Origin of the sequence: Variovorax sp. SRS16 (assembly GCF_901827165.1) — a bacterium.
Lineage (GTDB): Bacteria > Pseudomonadota > Gammaproteobacteria > Burkholderiales > Burkholderiaceae_C > Variovorax.
In genome coordinates, this window is the sequence record NZ_LR594666.1 from 3787792 (window position 1) to 3804842 (window position 17051).

Sequence of the window (17051 nt, forward strand, 5' to 3'; positions counted from 1 at the left end):
GCGCGGGTCCTGCGGCGGTCAGCCGATGTTCATCAAGGTCTGCATGACCTCGTTCTGCGTCTTCACGGTCTGCGCGTTGGCCTGGTAGTTGCGCTGGGCGACGATCAGGTTGACGAGTTCGGACGTCAGGTCGACGTTGGAGGATTCGAGCGCGCCGGCCTGCAGCGAGCCCTGCTTGGTGCCTTCGGCGGGCGTGCTGGTCAGCGCCTGGCCGGAGGCCGCGGTCTCGGCCCAGACGTTGTCGCCCTTGGGCTCCAGGCCGTTCGGGTTGGCGAAGGACGACAGCACGACCTGGCCCAGCAGCTTGGTCTGCTCGTTGGAGAACTTGCCGGTGATGGTGCCGTCGGGATTGATCGCGAACGAGGTCAGCTCGCCGGAGGTGTAGCCGTCCTGGTTCAGCTTGCTCATGCCGTTGAGGGTGCCGAACTGCGTGGTGCCGGAGAGGTCGACGCTCATGGTGAGCGGCGCCGAGCCGTTGGTGAAGCTCAGGCCCGCGATGTTCAGCTTGCCGCCGGCCGGCGCCGTCATGTTGCCGTTGCTGTCGAAGGTCATGCCCGAGAGTGCGGCGCCGCCGTTGAGCGGCGCGCCGTCCGCGGTGCCGTAGGCGTCCCAGCTGTTGGCGCCGGTCTTCACGAAGTAGACCGCGAGGTCGTGCGAATTGCCCAGCGAGTCGTAGACCGGGCCGATGGCGTTGGAGTAGCTGAAGGTGTCGTTGTCAGCGGGGTCGAAGGGCGTCTTGGTCGGCACCGTGCTGCGCGCGTCGAGGTTGAACTCGGCATTGACGGTGGTGGTCGCGCGCGGCGTCATGGCCTGGGTGGGAATCTGGATCGGCGCCGGCGTGCCGCCGCTGATGCCGCCGTTGGCGTTGACGCCGTAGCCGGTCAGCCGAAGTCCGCCCGCGTTGACGATATAGCCGTTGTTGTCCTTGGTGAACTGGCCGTTGCGCGAGTACATGACCTCGCCGCTGGCGCTGCTCAAACGGTAGAAGCCGTCGCCGTTGAGGATCGCGACGTCGAGCGGGCGGCTGCTGGTCTGCGTCACGCCCTGGGTGAAGTTCTGCACCACGCCGCCCACCGCGACGCCGAGGCCGACGCGCGAGCCCGCGTACACGTCCTGGAAGGTGGCGGCCGCCGACTTGAAGCCGATGGTGCCCGAGTTGGCGATGTTGTTGCCGATCACGTCGAGATTCGCTGCGGCCGCGCCGAGGCCGCTGACGCCCTGGGAGAAACTCATGATTAGTCCTTGTTATTCAATGCAATGGAGAAGCGGCCTGCAGCGCGAGGACTGCCGCCAGGGGGAAGTTGCTTGCGAGAGCGGAAGGAATTCAGAGGAACATGCGCACGTCGGCCAGGCCGATGCTCCTGCCCGATGCCAGCTCCAGCGTGACGCCGCCCGACGCCTGCTTGACCGCGGCCACGGTCGAGAACGAGAGCGCGGTCGCATCGACCGCGGTGCCGCCGTTGGTCGCCGCCACGGCGTACTGGTAGGTGCCGGCCGCCACAGCGTTGCCGGCGTCGTCGAGGCCGTCCCAGCTCGCGCCGGCGACGCCCTGCGGCTGGGTGCCGAGGTCGAGCGTGCGCACCGTCCTGCCGGATGCATCGGTGATCGTCACCTTGACGTCGGAGGCCGAGCCGGCGAGATCGACGGCGAAGGGCGTGGCCTTGTCGGCCGTCACGTTCAGCTCGCTGCTTGGCGACAGCACCGAGTAGCCGATCAGCGAGGCCGACTGCAGCACCTGGTTCGAGCCGGTCTGATTCACCAGGCCGGAGAGCGTGCTGTTGAGCTGCTGGATGCCGCTCACGGTGCTCATCTGCGCGAGCTGCGAGGTCAGCTCGGCGTTCTCCATCGGGTTGAGCGGATCCTGGTTGTTGAGCTGCGTCACCAGCAGCTTGAGGAAGCGCTGCTCGGTGTCGTCGTTCGAGACGGTGGTGGCGCTCGCCGCCGCGCTGGCGGCGTTCAGTCCGGTGATCGAGGAGGTGTCGGAGATGGCCATGGGGCTTTGCTCTTTGTCCGGGGTTGGGTTTACTGGCCGATGCTGAGCGTCTTGACCATCAGCGTCTTGGCGGTGTTGAGCACCTCGACGTTGGCCTGGTAGCTGCGCGAGGCGGAAATCATGTTGGTCATTTCCTCGACCACGTTGACGTTGGGCATGGCGACGTAGCCCTTGCCGTCGGCCTGCGGGTTCTTGGGGTCGTAGACCATCTTGAAGGGCGACGGGTCCTCGACCACGCGCGCAACCTTCACGCCGCCGACCTCTTGCGAGCCGGCGGCATCGACCTCGAAGACCACCTGCTTGGCGCGATAGGGCTGGCCGTCGGGGCCGGCCACGCTGTCGGCATTGGCCAGGTTGCTGGCGGTGACGTTCATGCGCTGCGACTGCGCGGTCATCGCGGAGCCCGCGACGCTGAAGATGTTCATGGCACCGGGAGAAGGCATGTGCGGCTCCGGCGCTTACTGCTGCACCGCCGACAGCAGCGACTTGATCTTGGCGCTGATGACGGTGAGGTTCGATTCGTAGCGCAACGCGTTGTCGGCGAAGTTGACGCGCTCGACGTCCATGTCGACGGTGTTGCCGTCGATGCTCGATTGGGTCGGCACGCGGTATTGCAGTTCCTCGTCGGGCGCGGCCTGCGCCTGGCCGGCCAGGTGGCGCGCGGAGGTGGTGGCCATCTGCACCGACTGCGACATGCGTCCCTGTTCGACGGCCTGGCTCAGCCGGCTGCTGAAATCGAAATCGCGCGCCTTGTAGTTCGGCGTGTCCGCATGCGCGATGTTGGAGGCCAGCACGTTCTGGCGCTCCACCCGCAGATTGAGGGCTTCGCGGTTGAAGCGAAGCGCCGCATCGAGCTTGTCGATCATTGTGTTTCCACCATTTGAGGCATCGCTTCCGCACGGGGCATGGCGACTGATGGAAAGCGAGTCTATGCATGCATCGCTTTGGCAATGGCTCGAACAAAGGGGGTTTTCGCCCACACTTCGCAACTTCGATCGGCGCCGCGGCTTCCTAGAATGACCCAGCCCCGGTGTCTCCGCACTTGCCTGGAGACGCACCGGCTTCGCAACCCCTCACCGATCGAAGATGGACATGCCCCTGCCCTGGTCCCGCCTCGTCTGCCTCGCCCTGCCGGCGCTCGTGGCGGGCCTCGGCACGGCCTCTGCGGCCGAGCCGCTCGCCGGCCCGGCGCGCGCCGCCGTCGACGAGTTTCTCAAGGTCCAGACCGCCGGCCTGCCGGGCAAGGTCCGCATCACGGTCGATGCGCCGGGCTCGGGGCCGCTGCCGGCCTGCGATGCGCTCGAGCCTTTCGTGCCGCCGGGCGCGGCGATCTGGGGGCGGGTGTCCATCGGGCTGCGCTGCCCGGGCGACAGGCCCTGGACGCGCTTCGTGCCCGCGCATGTCGCGGTCGAGGGACGCTACTTCGTCGCCACGCGAACGATCGACAGCGGCAAGCCGCTGGGCGCGGGCGACGTCGCCGAGCGCAGCGGCGATCTCACCCGCCTGCCGCGCTCGGTCGTCACCGACGCCGCCGCGCTGACCGGCGTGGTGGCGGCCAACCGCATCGCCTCGGGCGCGCCGCTGCGCCGGGAACTCCTGCGCGGCGCGACCGTGATCCAGCAGGGCCAGACGGTCCAGGTGGTCGCCGAAGGCCCGGGTTTCGTCGTCAGCACCGAGGCGCGCGCGATGACGCATGCCGAGGTCGGCGCGATGGTGCAGGCCAAGACGCGCGACGGCCGCATGGTCAGCGGGCTGGCGGATGCCGAGGGGCAGATCCGGCTGACGCAGTAGGCCGCTCGAATTTCCTGGACAACTCGCCTAAAGTTCCGGCACAAGCCGCCGATATAGAGGTCAGCCCTTTGAGGAACCACCGTGAAAATTGATCAATCCGCCACTTCGGCCACGCCCCCCGCCCGCCCGGCCAAGGCGGGTTCCGCACCCGCAGCAGGGACCGACGCCGCTGGCGGCACCAAGGATGCAGCGCAGATGTCCGCGCAAGTTCACTCCCTGCCCAGTGCGCCCGGCGGCGACTTCGATGCCGCGCGCGTCGCCGCGATCCGCGACGACATCCGCGCAGGCCGCTACCAGGTCCATCCCGAGCGCATCGCGGACGGCCTGATCGACAGCGTGCGCGACCTGCTCGGGTCGAAGAAGAAGGACGCATGAGCGCCGCGCCGGGCCGCCCCAGGCAAGCCCGCTCCCGCCTGGCGGGAAGGCGCGAAGCGCCAAGGGTGCACCAATGAATATCCTGCTGTCGCACCTGCAGGCCGAATGCGCCTGCGCGGAGGAACTGCTGGAAGCCATGGACCGGGAACAGGAGGCCATGACCGAAGGCCGCTGCGCCGAGCTCGAATCGATCAGCGCGCGCAAGGTCGATCTGCTGGACCGCATGGCCGAACTGGACCTGCAGCGCGAGGCCACGCAGATGGCGCTGGGCTTCGGGCCGGGACGCGCGGGCGCCGATGCGGCCGCGGCCGCGAGCGGCGACGCCTCGCTGGCTGCATGGGCCGGGCTGCTGGTGCTGGCCGAAAGAGCCAGGGCACGCAATCGCCGCAATGGCTCGATGGTGAACAGCCATCTCGATTTCACTCGCAAGGCGCTGCACTTCCTGCATGCGGGGCGGCAGCCTTTCTATGGGCCGGACGGCACGGCCCGCGCTGCGAGCGGGGCGGGGACGCGGCTGGCCTTGGGTTAGGCGCTCGCATCGGCGTGCCGCGTGGCGCGCTGGCTGCCTATGATCGCCGGCAAGGAGCCCGCTCATGAACGCAGCAATGATCGAACAGGCCGGCGCGACGCCGGTCTACGGACAGCTCGCCGACCCTCGCGCGGCGGAGGGCTGCCGGTTGATCCAGGTCACGGCAGCCGCCTTGAGCCACGTGACGAAAAGCCGCGCCTCCGGACAACACTACAGCGCTGCAGGCGGACAGAATTTCGTCCCGGGCATCGACGGCACGGGCGTTCTCGAAGACGGCCGCCGTGTCTACTTCCTCCTGCCCGAGTCGCCGCATGGCAGCATGGCCGAGTTGTCGGTGGTCGACCCGGCGCATTGCATCGAGCTTCCCGGCAATGTGAGCGACATCACGGCAGCGGCGATCGCAATCCCCGGCATGTCATCGTGGGTCGCGCTCAAGGAACGCGCCCGCTTCGCTGCGGGCGGCACCGTACTCGTCAACGGAGCCACGGGCGTGTCGGGGGGTCTTGCCGTGCAGGTGGCCAAGCGCCTGGGCGCACGAAGCGTGATCGCCACCGGCCGCAACGCCGAGGCGCTCGCGCGATTGGCGTCCCTGGGCGCCGATCTCACGATGTCGCTCAACCAGGAGGCCGATGCGCTCGACAAGGCGCTCAAGGCCTCGTTCCGGAACGGCGTGGATGTCGTCCTGGACTATCTCTGGGGGCCGAGCGCCGAGGCCATTCTGGTCGCTGCCGCCAAGGCCGCGCCGGAGGCGGTGCCGATTCGCTACATCCAGATCGGCTCGGCCAGCGGGCCCGACATCACGCTCCCGAGTCCCGTGCTGCGCTCCTCGTCGATCGAGTTGCTCGGCAGCGGCATCAACAGCGTCCCGCTGCCGCGGATCAAGGACGCGATTCGCGACCTCTTCGCGTCAGCCGCCGCCGGCGAATTCGAAGTGCCGGTGCAGGCGGTTGCGTTGCAAAGGGTCGGCGAATTCTGGGATCGGCCCGAAGGCTGTCCCCGCATCGTGTTCACGATGGACCGCCAGGTCTGAGCCGCTGCGACTGTGGGTAGGCAAGGTTGTTGACCTTGCCACCCCCACTTCATCGAGGTCGACATGGCCGGCATGCTGAACGCCTGCACATCGCCCTGACGGCAGGATGCGGCGTCGCGTCTCTCAGGCTTGCAAACGCTCCGGTCCAGCGGGCGAACCGCTGCAACCAGTTGCCGGGCCCCTCTCACGGGCGCACATATCGCAAGTGGGTAGCGGCTGAACCATCCAGAACGCTGTCGATGCGAAACTGCGGCACGGACTCCTGCAGGTTCTCGAAGAGACGCCGCCCGCCGCCGAACAGCACGGGTGCCAAGGCAATCTCCAGTTCGTCGACGACACCCAGACTCAGGTACTGCTGGATCACATCCGCCCCACCCGCGATGCGAATGTCGCGACTGCCTGCGGATTCTCGAGCCAGCGCCAGGGCACGCTCCGGCCCGTCGTTGACGAAGTAGAAGGTCGTCCCGCCGGGGCGCACCCAAGGGTCGCGCTTTTCATGGGTCAGAACGTAGACCGGTGTGTGAAACGGCGCGTCCTCCGGCCAGGCGATCTCGCCCTGGTCGAACATTCGCTTGCCCATGATGTTGGCGCCGATGCGCTCGACGGTGCGGCGAACCAGGTCATTGACCGGGCCGGTCTCTCCCCCTGATCCGAGCTTGAGGACGTTCTCGCGAAAGTACTGTTGCTTGAGGATCCAGGCCATCATCGCGCCCCACTTCGCGCCCCAGTTCTTGTACTCGGGTTTGCCCATGGTCATTCCTTCCGGGGCCATGTAGCCATCGAGGCTGAGTCCGATGTTGACGAATACCTTGCTCATGATTGTCCTTTGCGTGTTCGAGCGTCGGCCTGACGCTGGCGCCGAGCTTTCCATGGCCCCACCGGTGTGGCCATCGAGCAAGCCTCAGGGCCAGAATGACTTCTGGCCGGCATCTACCGTTGTGTACGCCGTCCACAACTATATCCTGAAAGTGAACGCCGTCCACAGGACTTTCAGGCAGGAGACGCGGGAAGACCGCAAGTTGATGGGCGGAGCCTAGAAGTTCGCCGTCGTGGTGGTGTGGTATCCGGTAAGCCTGCCGCCCTGCGTCGCCTCGGCGCCGCGTGCCTTGCGGGTTGAGAAGAGCAGTGTTGCGGCCATCACCCCGAACAGCGCGAGCAGCGTCCAAGCGCCGAAAGCGTAGACCAATCCAATCGGCAGGAGAACGGCGAAGAGGAGAAAGAGTGCCCTGAACATCGCATCAGTTTGCCTCCCCGAGGCCGCCTTGTACCGTGAAGAAGTGGACGCACGGCATGGAAGTTGGCCGAACGCGATGGAGGCGGGGAGCCTGGGCACGGAGGTCCTGGAGGGATTTCCGGGGAGACGTCACTCTGCTGCGCACTCCAGAGAGAACAGTGGCAACTCGGCTTGCCGGCTCAGCCACACGCCGCCGCCCACCTCCTGAAAGTGCCGAGACAGCCCGGCTCGGTACACCTCGGCGCTGTGGCGAAAGATGTGCGGGTCGGTCAGGTCCTCATCGACGATGTCGCGCGCATAGTCCTCGCGCGTCACGGCCTCCACATACAGGGCGCCCTGACTCAGCAAATTCAGGTTGCGCAGAGCGCGCTTCACATCCGGCGGGCTGAGATAGGGCAGCACGCCCTGGCAGATGACGAAGTCAAAGGGCTTCCTGGCCTGGTAGTCCACCACCGAGCCGCGCTCCCACCCGTAGCGCCCGCACAGGTATTCGCTGAACTCGACGCCGTGGTAACTGGCCAAGGGGAATTGCCGCGCCACGATGTCGCGCCAGAGCCCGATGCCGCAACCCACGTCCAGCACTCGCCTGACGGGCACGCGCAGGTATCGCAGGTAGGCGCAGACAAACGCGCCCAACCGTTCGACATGCTGGGGGTCCACCACCTTGGTCTTCTTGTCGAAGTAGTAGCGTCGGTAATAGGCTTCGTCGAAAGTCGCGGCGACGGCTGATTCCATATTCACACTCCTCGTCGGGCGCTGAAATGTTGCTGGGCAGAGGCAGCCGTGATGCCCTCTGTGTTAGAAATGCCGCTGACCTCCCATGCGTTCGCATGGGGCAACGGCCGGTCGTCACAGGGTAGCAGTTGTTTGAAGCCAGAATGAGTGCCGCAGATTTTCTCCTCGCGCCAGAAATCCAGAAGTTGCTGAAGGTCGTTTTCGCAGCACCGACCCACAGGTTTTCCGTCGCGGAGCTCGCCAGGAAGACGAGATTGGATGCAGACGAAGTTGAGCGGACACAGGAGCATCTCGTCCAGAGCGGCATTCTGACCAGGCACAAGTCGGAAGCCGACGAACCTGAAACGGTCGAGGCGAACATGTCGTTCGTTTTCTACAACGAGCTTCGGTCTCTCGCGCTCAAGTCGTTCGCTGCCGCCGAACCCCTGCGTACGATGCTGCGTTCAAAGTTCAGGGATTCTGTTCTGCGCGCCTACATCCTCGGAGAAGGCAAGGACGCCACGATTGAACTGCTCGTTGTGCACGGCCAGCAGGTCCCCGATGAAGCGGCAATGTCAGCGGCCTGCCGGAAGGTCTCGGCAGCTATCGGCCGGCACCTCCAGGTCCACGTCATTTCCAGCAAGCGTCACGCCGCGCTCGCCATACGCGACGACCTTGGCCGGAAACTGGCTGCGCCCACTGCGTTCGAAATCATTGCAGAAGGTGAAACCAAGGCAAAGCGTGGCATTGAACGCGGAGGCTTCCTGCAGAGTGCCAAGGAAAAGCTGGTGGCCCTGGCCAGGTAGCAACGGTCTCATTGGGCGGTGTTCGCGCGCTCGGTCTACGACACACTTCTCGCATGAACGACAAACTGCTGGCGCTGCGACTTTTCGTGCGCGTCGCCCGAACGGGAAGCTTCTCGGCTGCGGCGCGAGAGCTAGATCTTTCACAGCCGTCGGTATCGCGCATCATCGCGGCGCTGGAAAGAGACGTTGGCGGGGCGTTGATTACCCGCACGACGCGGGCTGTCACGCTGACGGACGTCGGCAACGAATATCTGGCCCGTATCGAAGCCATCCTGGCGTCCCTTGAGGAAGCCGATCACGAGGCACGTGGATCGAGGGAACTGCGTGGGTCACTGCGTGTGGCCATGCCTGCAAGCTTTGGCGTGCGCGAAATCATCCCCGTGATGCCGGGCTTTCTGGCGCGCCATCCTTCGCTGAACGTCAGCTTGTTGATGAGCGATCAACGGCAAGACACCATCAAGGAAGGTGTCGATGTCGCACTTCGCCTCGGCGAGTTGGCCGATTCGAGTGCCACCGCGCGCCTGATCGGCCGAACGCAGCGAGTGCTCGTGGCGTCGCCGACTTATCTGAAGGCGAGGGGCACGCCCAAGACGCCCGCAGACCTGGCTGCGCACGCGGGCATCGTCGGGCCTGCTGGAACGAGCGCCGGCACATGGTCCTTTCAGAAGGATGGCCAAAGCGTGGTGATCCGCATCAACAGTCATCTGACCGTATCCGTCAACGAAGCGGCGGTCGCTGCCGCCGTGGCGGGAATCGGTGTCGTGACCACAGCTCTGTGGGGATGTCGGGCCGAACTCGCGCGCGGCTCGTTGATTCAACTGCTTCCCGATTGGAAGATGGGCGAGGTCGAAGTCCATGGCATGTTCACGCCAGGTCGACAACCGAAGCCCTCGGCACGCGCGCTCGTCGAGTACCTGATCGCGGAACTTCGCCGCTAGCAGATCGATCGGCTCAATGTTCGGTGGGGTGAGCGATCCATTTGGCGAATAAGTCTTAGTTGTCGGCGCACCTACTCATGCGTTCATCGATCGACGACAGTCCATCCAGACGCCGACGTGGCGCCGTCAATCGATAGGACATCAATTCATGACCACACTGACCGGCAAGGTTGCCATCGTCACCGGCGCCTCCAAAGGGATCGGCGCCGGAATTGCCAGGCTTTTCGCCAATTCCGGCGCCTCCGTCGTCGTGAACTACGCGACCAGCAAGGAAGCAGCGAATGCCCTCGTCGCCGAGATCAAGCGTTCCGGCGGCAAGGCCGTGGCCATTCAGGCCGACTTCTCGAAGACCGCCGATATCCAGCGACTGTTCGAAGAGTCGAAGCGCGCCTTCGGCGCTCTCGACATCCTGGTGAACAATGCGGGCGTCTACGCCTTCGCATCCCTACAGGATTCCACGGAGCAAGAATTCCATCGCGAGTTCAGCACGAACGTGCTCGGCGTGATCACTGCAACGCAAGAAGCGGCGAAGTACATCGGCCCGAACGGCGGCAGCATCATCAACATCAGTTCCATCGCCAGTGTCGGCTACATGCCCAACTCGGTGATCTACGCGGCATCCAAGAGCGCTGTGGACTCCGTCACGCGCGTGACCTCGATCGAACTCGCACCGAAGAAAATCCGCGTCAACAGCATCGCACCGGGTGCCACTTTCACTGAAGGCATCGCGGCTCTGGCTTGGCCGCAGGAGGCCGTCGACACCATGGTCGCGACGATCCCGTTCGGTCGTCCTGGCATGCCGGACGACATCGCTCGCGTGGCGCTGTTCCTGGCCTCCGATGATTCGGCCTGGGTGACCGGCGAACGGATCACGGCCTCTGGTGGCCAGCGCGCCTGATCGGCCCAGGATGGTCAGACGACGTCAAAACAACGGCGTCAACCTTTGACCTGACAATGCTTCACCTATTGCCCCGCGGGCGCCCTTCTGCTCAGTCGAAGGTCATGTTTGCCAGACCCCACTTGCCTTGCGGTTCTCCCAAGTCAGCGGCCTTCTTCAGCCACTCCCGTGCGGCGGCCTTTTCCGCATCTTTGTTGCCACCGGAATCGGCGTGGAACAGATCGTAATGGGCCAGTGCCACTTTGAGAGCGGCCCAGGAGTTGCCTGCAGCCGCGGCCTTCTCGGCGGCGCCTATCGCGTCGCGGGTGAACTCCATGTAGCGCGCATTGTCGTATTCGAAATATCTGTACGAGTCAGCGAATCCGAACATCGCAATAAAGTCGCCGTCCTCGGCTTGTCGGCGATACCCCTCTCTTGACATGCGTGCCCACTCTTGACTCTTGGCCGATTGTCCAGCGGCACTGCCAATGACATACATGAAGTGCTGGCTTTGCGGGTCGCCTCCTTCTGCGCCGCGCTGATAAAGGGAGATTGCTTCCGGTGCGAAGTCGTTGCCACGCATGGGGTACCCGTTGAGCGCCCACAGCCCCAAGCCGCGTGGGTCGTTGAGGTCGGCCGCTTTCTTGATGAACTTCATCGCCGTTGGCTTGTCGCTCCGAACGCCAGACCCGGCCAGGTACATGTACCCCAGTTGGGATGCAGCGCGGCCATCACCTGCATCCGCAGCCTTGCCGTACCAGGCCGCGGCCTGCGCATAGTCGATGGGCAGGCCGTGGCCCAGTTCGAAGCGCCGGCCGAGTGAATACATGGCTGAGGCGTCGCCGCCTTCGGCGGCTTTGATGGCGGCCGCCAGGGCATCGGCCTTGCGTTGCTGCGCCTCTTTGGCGCGCTGCGATTCACGCTGTTGCGCGTCGGCGGTGAGTTGTACGGGGCCCAGGACCACGTCGATGCGTTTGCCTGTGCCCCCGACGACTGAAAAGCCTTGCTCAAACGTCCTCTCTCGCGAGTCATCCACCTGCTTGACGGCTCGCAGTTGAATGCGGCCCTCCAGCACCGTGATGTCGACCGGGCATTCGCCTTTGAACCGGCCGTTGAGGGTGATTGCGGCACCCACGTTGTCGCCTTCACAGGCCACCCGCAAAACAGCGCGTTCCGCGGCTGTCGCAGCGCCGGGTCCGCCGGCCGTGGCAGCCCCTTTGGCCGGCCGGGTTTGCGCGGCCAGGTCGAGTGGCAAGACCAGTGCGGCTTGCACCAGTGCCAGGCCAAGAAGGTGATGGCGGAGACGGTTTGTCATTTGCAATGTGGGGGATGGTGCGGCTTGCAGGAGCGGTGCAGAGGTTGTAAGTGCTGCCCAAAGAATGCGGACATGGACACTCAGAACTTGATGCCGCTCCAGAAGCGCCGAATGTCGCGGTTCCAGGTCACAGCGCCGGTGTTGCCCGGCTGCAGCTTTTCACCGCAGCTGTAGAGCCAGCCTGTTTTTTGGCCCCAGGCTGCTACGCGCAGGCTGGTCAAAGTCACCATGTCGCGCGTCAGGCGAATGGGCTGCTTGCAGTTCACCAGGGCGATTTGCGCGTCCAGGTCCTTGTCGGCGAGCGTGGTGTCCTGGCTCTTGCCGTCGCACAGCCAGTTGCCCTGCTTGGTTTGCCAACAAAAGGCCAAGGCCTCGGGCGTTTCGGCCGCAGCAACGCCGTCTGCTGTGGTGGCTGCGGCAGTCCGGGTGTTGTCGCCGGAGCCGGTGCGCGCGGCCCCAACTGGCTGCATTCTTTGAGGAGATGCGCTGGCGGCAATCACCACGTCGCGCTGTATCGGCTGCGGGCTTCGCGGTGTCGGGTCCTGGCTCTCGCGCGCCGTCGTTGCTGGCGCCGGCGCGGTGGCCCCCGCGATGGGTGGAGGGGGCGTTAGCCGTACCGGCGGTGGCGGCGCTGAAACTTGGCGTTGCTGTTGCTGCAAAGCGGAACGCTGGGCTTCCAGCCGCGCGCGTTCCTGCGCAAAACGTTGCTGGTCACGCGCAATGTTGGCGGCCACCTCGGCTTGTTGTGCATCGAAACGGCGTGCGTTCGCCTGCTCCATCGCGCGTCCGGCCGCCTGGTTGCGCAGCGATTGCGAGAGCAGCCCGGCAAACAGCGCCGCACCTTCGGCCGTGCTCATCCCGCTGTCCGCATCGCGCGCGGCTTGTGCCTGCCGCTCCGTCTCGCGCAGACGCGCTTCGGCGCGCTCGAGTTCTTTCTGACGGCGCTCCAGTGCCAGCAATTCTTCTTCGAGTTGCTTCTTTTCGGCCGCGAGCCCTTCTTCAGCCAGGCGCAATTGGCTCTTCGCATTCGTTCCGTTGGCCACCTTGCGCGCCACTCGAAGTTGTGCCTCGGAGCAGGCGAAGTCGCGGGCCTTGGTGCAGCGGTTGGCGTCGAAGAGGGCCTGGTCGAAATCGGCCTTGTCCATTTGGTCGAGCTGGTCGGTCATCTTCAACAGGTCGTCGACGCTCGAATTGGCGGCTTGGGCCGGACCCAGGATGCTCACTGCCGCGATGGCGATGGCCAGTGCCTGAATATCACGGCGAAGAAAGGACATGGGAGGCTCGAAAATTCAATACACGAACCTGCATTATTGGTACAAATTCTTGCCAGCCTTCGGGAGCAATGCGCACAAACGGCAACTCAATGGGCGGCCAGGCGGGAACATCCGAAATATGTGGAGTTTCATGTCTGGCTTTCGAGTGCGACCACGTCGCAGGTGCAATGGACTGTAGGGACGAGGTCGTTCCGCAACATACCCTGTTCATGGGGGAGGGGCCGCAGTTGTTCACCGCAGTTTGCTCGGGAGAAGCCCCGTCTTTCAGCGGAGTCCATCGCGGTTGAGTGCGACCACGCTCAGTGAGGTGTCGGCGGACGATTGTGCGGACCGGCTCGGGACACCACTTGCGAATCATCGCGTGCGTCTGCATCCGGCCGAAGCGCCTGCCGCTGTAGATCGAGCACCCGATCGCCGTCGTCCGTGAAGCAAGTCGCACCGACGCGCCCGGTCTGAATCAGGGGATCGTCGATGCTTGCCTTCCAGCCGGTGGATGTGCGAGGGGCGAGCGGTCTACGACGACGAGGCATTCGGAACCAGCAGGTACTTCTCCCCCGTCGCGTGCTTCGAATAGACCGCGATCTCGGCCAGCCCGAGCGCACCGGCCAGCGACACCTGCTTGGTATAGCGGCTCGCAAAGGTGGTCTTGATCTCCGCAGCGACGCGTGCCTTGAGTTTCCCGGCACCCTCGGCACCGATCTTCTGCAGGAAGGGGAACAGCAGCCACCCGCCCATCCCCCAGGCCATGCCGAAGCCGCGCGTGAATTCGGTCGGGCCGCGGTCGAGCCCGCCGTAGATGTAGACCTGCTTGTGCGTGCTCGAGCCGTAGCGGCTGTACGTGGTCGCGCTGCGGTTGATCGCTGCTTCCATGCAGGTCAGGATCTGGCCCGCGAGCTTGCCGCCGCCGATCGCGTCGAAGGCCAGCGTCGCGCCGGTGGCGGCCAGCGCCTCCGTCAGGTCCTGCATGAAACCCGGGGCGCTGGCATCGCACACGTGCGTCGCGCCCAACGCGCGCAGGATCTCGGCCTGTTCCTGCCGGCGCACGATGTTCACCAGACCGATGCCGTCCTGGAGGCAGATCCGGTTGAGCATCTGGCCGAGGTTGGAGGCGGCCGCCGTGTGCACCAGCGCCTTGTGCCCTTCGCGCCGCATCGTCTCGACCATGCCGAGCGCGGTCAACGGATTGACGAAGGCCGATGCGCCCTCGGCCGCCGTCGTGCCTTCGGGCAGCAGCATGCAGCCGGCGACGTCCAGGCAGCGGTACTGCGTGTACATCGCGCCGCCGATCATCGACACCGTCTTGCCCATCAGCGCCTGCGCCGCGGGGGATGCGCCCGCGGCGACGACCACGCCCGCACCTTCGTTGCCGACCGGCATGGACTCGTCCATGCGGCCGGCCATGGCCTTCATCATCGCCTCGGGAATGGGGGCGGTGACCACCGGCCTGGATGGGCTGCCCGACGCCTTGGCGGTGCGCAGATCGGCGGCGCCGAACAACAGGCCGAGGTCGGACGGATTCATCGGCGCGGCCTCGACGCGCACCACGACCTCGGTCGCGGCCGGCTGCGGCAGCGGCACCTCTTGCAGGGACAGTTCGAGCTCTCCGGTGTTCTTGACGAGGGAACGCAATTCAAGCGTCGTGGCAGGCAGCGTGCTGGACATGGTCGTGTCTCCGTGCAGGGGGGCGTGCCAGTATAGGGACGACGCCTCAGCCCTGCTGCTCCCATGCCAGCCGGCACGATCCCCTGGGCAGCAGCACGTGCCGGTAGGCGCCGGGCGTGAGCGACATCCGGACCTGCTCGGTCACGCCCTGGTACGCGCCGAGCGGCGTGTCGGCCTGGAACAGGTCGGGGTCGAGGTAGCGGTGATCCGCGCTGCCGTTCGCCGTGGCCTGCGCATAGCCCTTGTCGAACAGGCCGAGCGTGTAGAGCCAGACCGACAGCCGCGTCAGCGACACGTGCACGCGGTAGCTGCCGCCCTCGCGCGCGCGGCGCATCAGCGCGGCAACGATGCCGGTCGTCAGCAGCCAGGCACCGAGGTAGTCGTTGACGACCAGGATGGCCGGCAGCTTCGGCGCGCTTTCGCTGCCCTCGAGGGTGACCACGCCCGAGACGCAGCCCGCCGACTGGTCGAAGCCGGGCCGGTCGGCCCACGGCCCGGTCTGGCCGTGCAGGCTGATCGTCGCATGGACGATGCCCGGCCGCACGGCGGCGGCCTCGTGCGGCGAGAGGCCGCGCCCGGCGAGGAAGCCGGCGCGCCGGTTGGCATAGAACACGTCCGCGCCGCCGAGCAGCCCGCGCATGGTCGCCGCGCCATCGGCCGAGGCCACGTCGAGCGTGGCCGAGCGCACGCCGACGTTCGCGGTCGCGTACAGCAGGTCGATCTCGAAGTCGGTCGGGCGCCAGATGTTGAGCACGTCGGCGCCGTGCAGCGCCAGCGCGCGTCCCGTGCCGGCGCCCGCGATCACGCGCGCGAGCCCGAGCGCGCGGATGCCCGACAGCGGCGCCTGCGGGTGGGGCGTGAACGGGATGGGGTCGGATTCGCCGATCTTCTCGATCTCGATCAGCGGCAGGTCCTGCAGCGCGTCGAGGTAGTGGCGCTCGGCCAGGAACTCCTCGGCCGAGCGGATCATCGGCATCACCACGCCGGCCTTCGCGCCGGCCACTTCGAGTTCGGCCGCGTTCCATCCGCGGATGGCCGCCGCAACGGCCTTCGGATCGTCGGCGCAGCCGAGCAGCCGCAGCGTCGAGGTCTTGAGCCGCGGATAGAGATTGAGCGGCATCACCCAGCGGCTGTCGCGCGTCTCGTAGAACGCGAGCGAGAACGGCGTCTCGGGATCGGCCGGGTTGCGCGGCGGATAGCCGTTCAGCAGCTCCCAGCGGCGGTCGTAGAACGGGCAGAGCCGGTGCGGCGCCTTGCGCAGGTCGACCTCGATGTCCTGCCCTGCCCCGCCGCGCGCGCGCCACAGCGCGGCCATCGCGATCGACTTGGCAGCGAGGCCGATGCCGGCGGCCGACGCGATGCGGAAGACGCTCGGGATGATCGGGTCGCGGCCGATGAATTCGATGCGCCCGCCGCTGTCCTGCGGCGCCATGCCGATGCCGGCGAGCACGCGGCCGAGATGCGCATGCGGGTCGAAGCCGTCGCTGTGCGTGAGGCGGTTCGCGAGCGCGTCGCGCACGGCTTGCGTGGCGGCCGAACTCATGATCGTTGCGCGTCCAGCACCGCCAGCACCTGCAGGATCGCAATCTGCCGCGCGTCGCGCTCGGCCTCGAGCGCGGCGCGCGTGTGGCCGCCGAAGGCCGCGTCGCTCTGCGCGAACAGCGTCTTCGAGGTGGCCTCGTCGAACGCCACCGGCGCCTCCATCGAACGCCAGCGCGCCTCCATGCCGGGCCCGAACTGGCGCACGAAGCCGCGCATGCCGTCGTCGCCGCCGCCGAGGTAGAACGACGCGAACGGCCCGCCCACCGCCCAGCGCAGGCCGACCGAGTGCGTGACGATCGAATCGAGTTCGCCGACCGTGACCACGCCCTGTGCGACCAGCGACACGCACTCGCGGAAGATCGCCGCCTGCAGGCGGTTGGCGACGAAGCCGCCGATTTCCTTGCGCACGACCTGCGGCGTCTTGCCGAGCGCGGTGTAGAACGCGACCGCATCCTGCACCGCCTCGGGCGAGGTCTTCGCACCCGGCACCACCTCGACCAGCGGGATGATGTGCGGCGGGTTGAACGGGTGGCCGATCAGCATGCGCTCGGGCGCGTCCATGTCCCGGGCCTGCGCGCTCGCCGGCATCGCCGAACTCGACGACAGCAGCAGCGCGTGCTTCGGTGCAGCGGCGGCGACGCGCTGCCACAGATCGCGCTTGAAATCGATGCGCTCGGGGCCGTTCTCCTGGACCAGATCGGCGTTGGCGACCGCACGCGCCAGATCGGGTTCGAAGCTCAGGCGCTCGTGGCCGCTCGCGATCGAATCCGGGCTCAGCCCGACGGCGCGCAAGGCGTCGGCGGCGCGGTCCACGTAGCCGCGCACCTCGGCGTCGACGCCGGCGCGCGGATCCTGCACGACGACCTGGAGGCCGTTCGCCAGGAACAGCGCGACCCACGACGCGCCGATCACGCCGGCGCCGATCACCGTGACGTTCTGAAAGCGTTGCAAGCTGTCCATCGACCCCTCCT

General features: G+C 66.3%; 19 protein-coding genes. 7 read left to right on the forward strand and 12 right to left on the reverse strand.

The window, feature by feature from the left end; genetic code table 11:
* Positions 1 to 18: 18 nt before the first annotated feature.
* The 4 genes from flgE to flgB form a co-directional block, all read right to left on the reverse strand.
* Complete coding sequence (gene flgE / locus E5P2_RS18400; RefSeq protein WP_162568539.1) at positions 19 to 1233, reverse strand: flagellar hook protein FlgE; 1215 nt, start codon at positions 1231 to 1233, stop codon at positions 19 to 21.
* 91 nt (positions 1234 to 1324) lie between these two features.
* Positions 1325 to 1993: a flagellar hook assembly protein FlgD gene (locus tag E5P2_RS18405; protein ID WP_162568540.1), complete on the reverse strand. Its 669-nt coding sequence runs from the start codon at positions 1991 to 1993 to the stop codon at positions 1325 to 1327.
* Positions 1994 to 2022: 29 nt separating this feature from the next.
* Positions 2023 to 2436: a flagellar basal body rod protein FlgC gene (gene flgC, locus E5P2_RS18410; protein WP_162568541.1), complete on the reverse strand. Its 414-nt coding sequence runs from the start codon at positions 2434 to 2436 to the stop codon at positions 2023 to 2025.
* 15 nt (positions 2437 to 2451) lie between these two features.
* The gene (flgB, locus tag E5P2_RS18415) at positions 2452 to 2859 is read right to left on the reverse strand and encodes a flagellar basal body rod protein FlgB (RefSeq protein WP_162568542.1); all 408 of its coding nucleotides are present in this window, start codon (positions 2857 to 2859) and stop codon (positions 2452 to 2454) included.
* A 226-nt stretch (positions 2860 to 3085) separates the two neighbouring features.
* Here flgB and flgA point away from each other — a divergent pair, with 226 nt between their 5' ends.
* From flgA to E5P2_RS18435, 4 genes are all read left to right on the forward strand, one after another.
* Entirely contained in the window at positions 3086 to 3784 is a 699-nt protein-coding gene (gene flgA, locus E5P2_RS18420; RefSeq protein WP_232080751.1) for a flagellar basal body P-ring formation chaperone FlgA, read from the forward strand.
* A gap of 81 nt (positions 3785 to 3865) precedes the next feature.
* Positions 3866 to 4159 carry a flagellar biosynthesis anti-sigma factor FlgM gene (gene flgM, locus E5P2_RS18425; protein ID WP_162568544.1) on the forward strand — a complete coding sequence of 98 codons (294 nt, stop codon included), beginning with the start codon at positions 3866 to 3868 and terminating at the stop codon, positions 4157 to 4159.
* A 73-nt stretch (positions 4160 to 4232) separates the two neighbouring features.
* Entirely contained in the window at positions 4233 to 4688 is a 456-nt protein-coding gene (locus E5P2_RS18430; protein WP_232080752.1) for a flagella synthesis protein FlgN, read from the forward strand.
* A gap of 64 nt (positions 4689 to 4752) precedes the next feature.
* The gene (locus E5P2_RS18435) at positions 4753 to 5718 is read left to right on the forward strand and encodes a quinone oxidoreductase family protein (RefSeq protein ID WP_162568545.1); all 966 of its coding nucleotides are present in this window, start codon (positions 4753 to 4755) and stop codon (positions 5716 to 5718) included.
* 184 nt (positions 5719 to 5902) lie between these two features.
* Here the strand turns inward: E5P2_RS18435 and E5P2_RS18440 are convergent, their stop codons facing one another.
* From E5P2_RS18440 to E5P2_RS18450, 3 genes are all read right to left on the reverse strand, one after another.
* Positions 5903 to 6535: a dihydrofolate reductase family protein gene (locus E5P2_RS18440; RefSeq protein WP_162568546.1), complete on the reverse strand. Its 633-nt coding sequence runs from the start codon at positions 6533 to 6535 to the stop codon at positions 5903 to 5905.
* Positions 6536 to 6751: 216 nt separating this feature from the next.
* A complete protein-coding gene (locus E5P2_RS18445) occupies positions 6752 to 6952 on the reverse strand; it encodes a hypothetical protein (RefSeq protein WP_162568547.1) in 201 nt (66 codons plus the stop codon).
* A gap of 129 nt (positions 6953 to 7081) precedes the next feature.
* On the reverse strand, positions 7082 to 7687 hold the full coding sequence (locus tag E5P2_RS18450) for a class I SAM-dependent methyltransferase (RefSeq protein ID WP_162568548.1): 606 nt from the start codon (positions 7685 to 7687) through the stop codon (positions 7082 to 7084).
* Positions 7688 to 7830: 143 nt separating this feature from the next.
* Between E5P2_RS18450 and E5P2_RS18455 the strand changes: the two genes are divergently transcribed.
* The 3 genes from E5P2_RS18455 (at position 7831) to E5P2_RS18465 (ending at position 10308) form a co-directional block, all read left to right on the forward strand.
* Entirely contained in the window at positions 7831 to 8472 is a 642-nt protein-coding gene (locus E5P2_RS18455) for a hypothetical protein (RefSeq protein WP_162568549.1), read from the forward strand.
* A 53-nt stretch (positions 8473 to 8525) separates the two neighbouring features.
* Complete coding sequence (locus tag E5P2_RS18460) at positions 8526 to 9410, forward strand: LysR family transcriptional regulator (RefSeq protein WP_162568550.1); 885 nt, start codon at positions 8526 to 8528, stop codon at positions 9408 to 9410.
* A 148-nt stretch (positions 9411 to 9558) separates the two neighbouring features.
* On the forward strand, positions 9559 to 10308 hold the full coding sequence (locus tag E5P2_RS18465) for a glucose 1-dehydrogenase (protein WP_162568551.1): 750 nt from the start codon (positions 9559 to 9561) through the stop codon (positions 10306 to 10308).
* A 91-nt stretch (positions 10309 to 10399) separates the two neighbouring features.
* Here the strand turns inward: E5P2_RS18465 and E5P2_RS18470 are convergent, their stop codons facing one another.
* The 5 genes from E5P2_RS18470 to E5P2_RS18490 all read right to left on the reverse strand — a co-directional run bounded on the left by E5P2_RS18470 (position 10400) and on the right by E5P2_RS18490 (position 17040).
* Positions 10400 to 11602, reverse strand: coding sequence for a tetratricopeptide repeat protein (locus E5P2_RS18470; RefSeq protein ID WP_162568552.1), 1203 nt, complete (start codon positions 11600 to 11602; stop codon positions 10400 to 10402).
* An 80-nt stretch (positions 11603 to 11682) separates the two neighbouring features.
* Positions 11683 to 12876, reverse strand: a complete 1194-nt coding sequence (locus E5P2_RS18475; RefSeq protein WP_162568553.1) for a hypothetical protein — start codon at positions 12874 to 12876, stop codon at positions 11683 to 11685.
* A gap of 513 nt (positions 12877 to 13389) precedes the next feature.
* Positions 13390 to 14538, reverse strand: a complete 1149-nt coding sequence (locus tag E5P2_RS18480) for a zinc-binding dehydrogenase (protein WP_162568554.1) — start codon at positions 14536 to 14538, stop codon at positions 13390 to 13392.
* Positions 14539 to 14584: 46 nt separating this feature from the next.
* On the reverse strand, positions 14585 to 16081 hold the full coding sequence (locus tag E5P2_RS18485) for a CoA transferase (protein WP_162568555.1): 1497 nt from the start codon (positions 16079 to 16081) through the stop codon (positions 14585 to 14587).
* On the reverse strand, positions 16078 to 17040 hold the full coding sequence (locus E5P2_RS18490; RefSeq protein WP_162568556.1) for a 3-hydroxyacyl-CoA dehydrogenase NAD-binding domain-containing protein: 963 nt from the start codon (positions 17038 to 17040) through the stop codon (positions 16078 to 16080). Before E5P2_RS18490 ends, E5P2_RS18485 begins: the two co-directional genes overlap by 4 nt.
* Positions 17041 to 17051 lie beyond the last annotated feature (11 nt).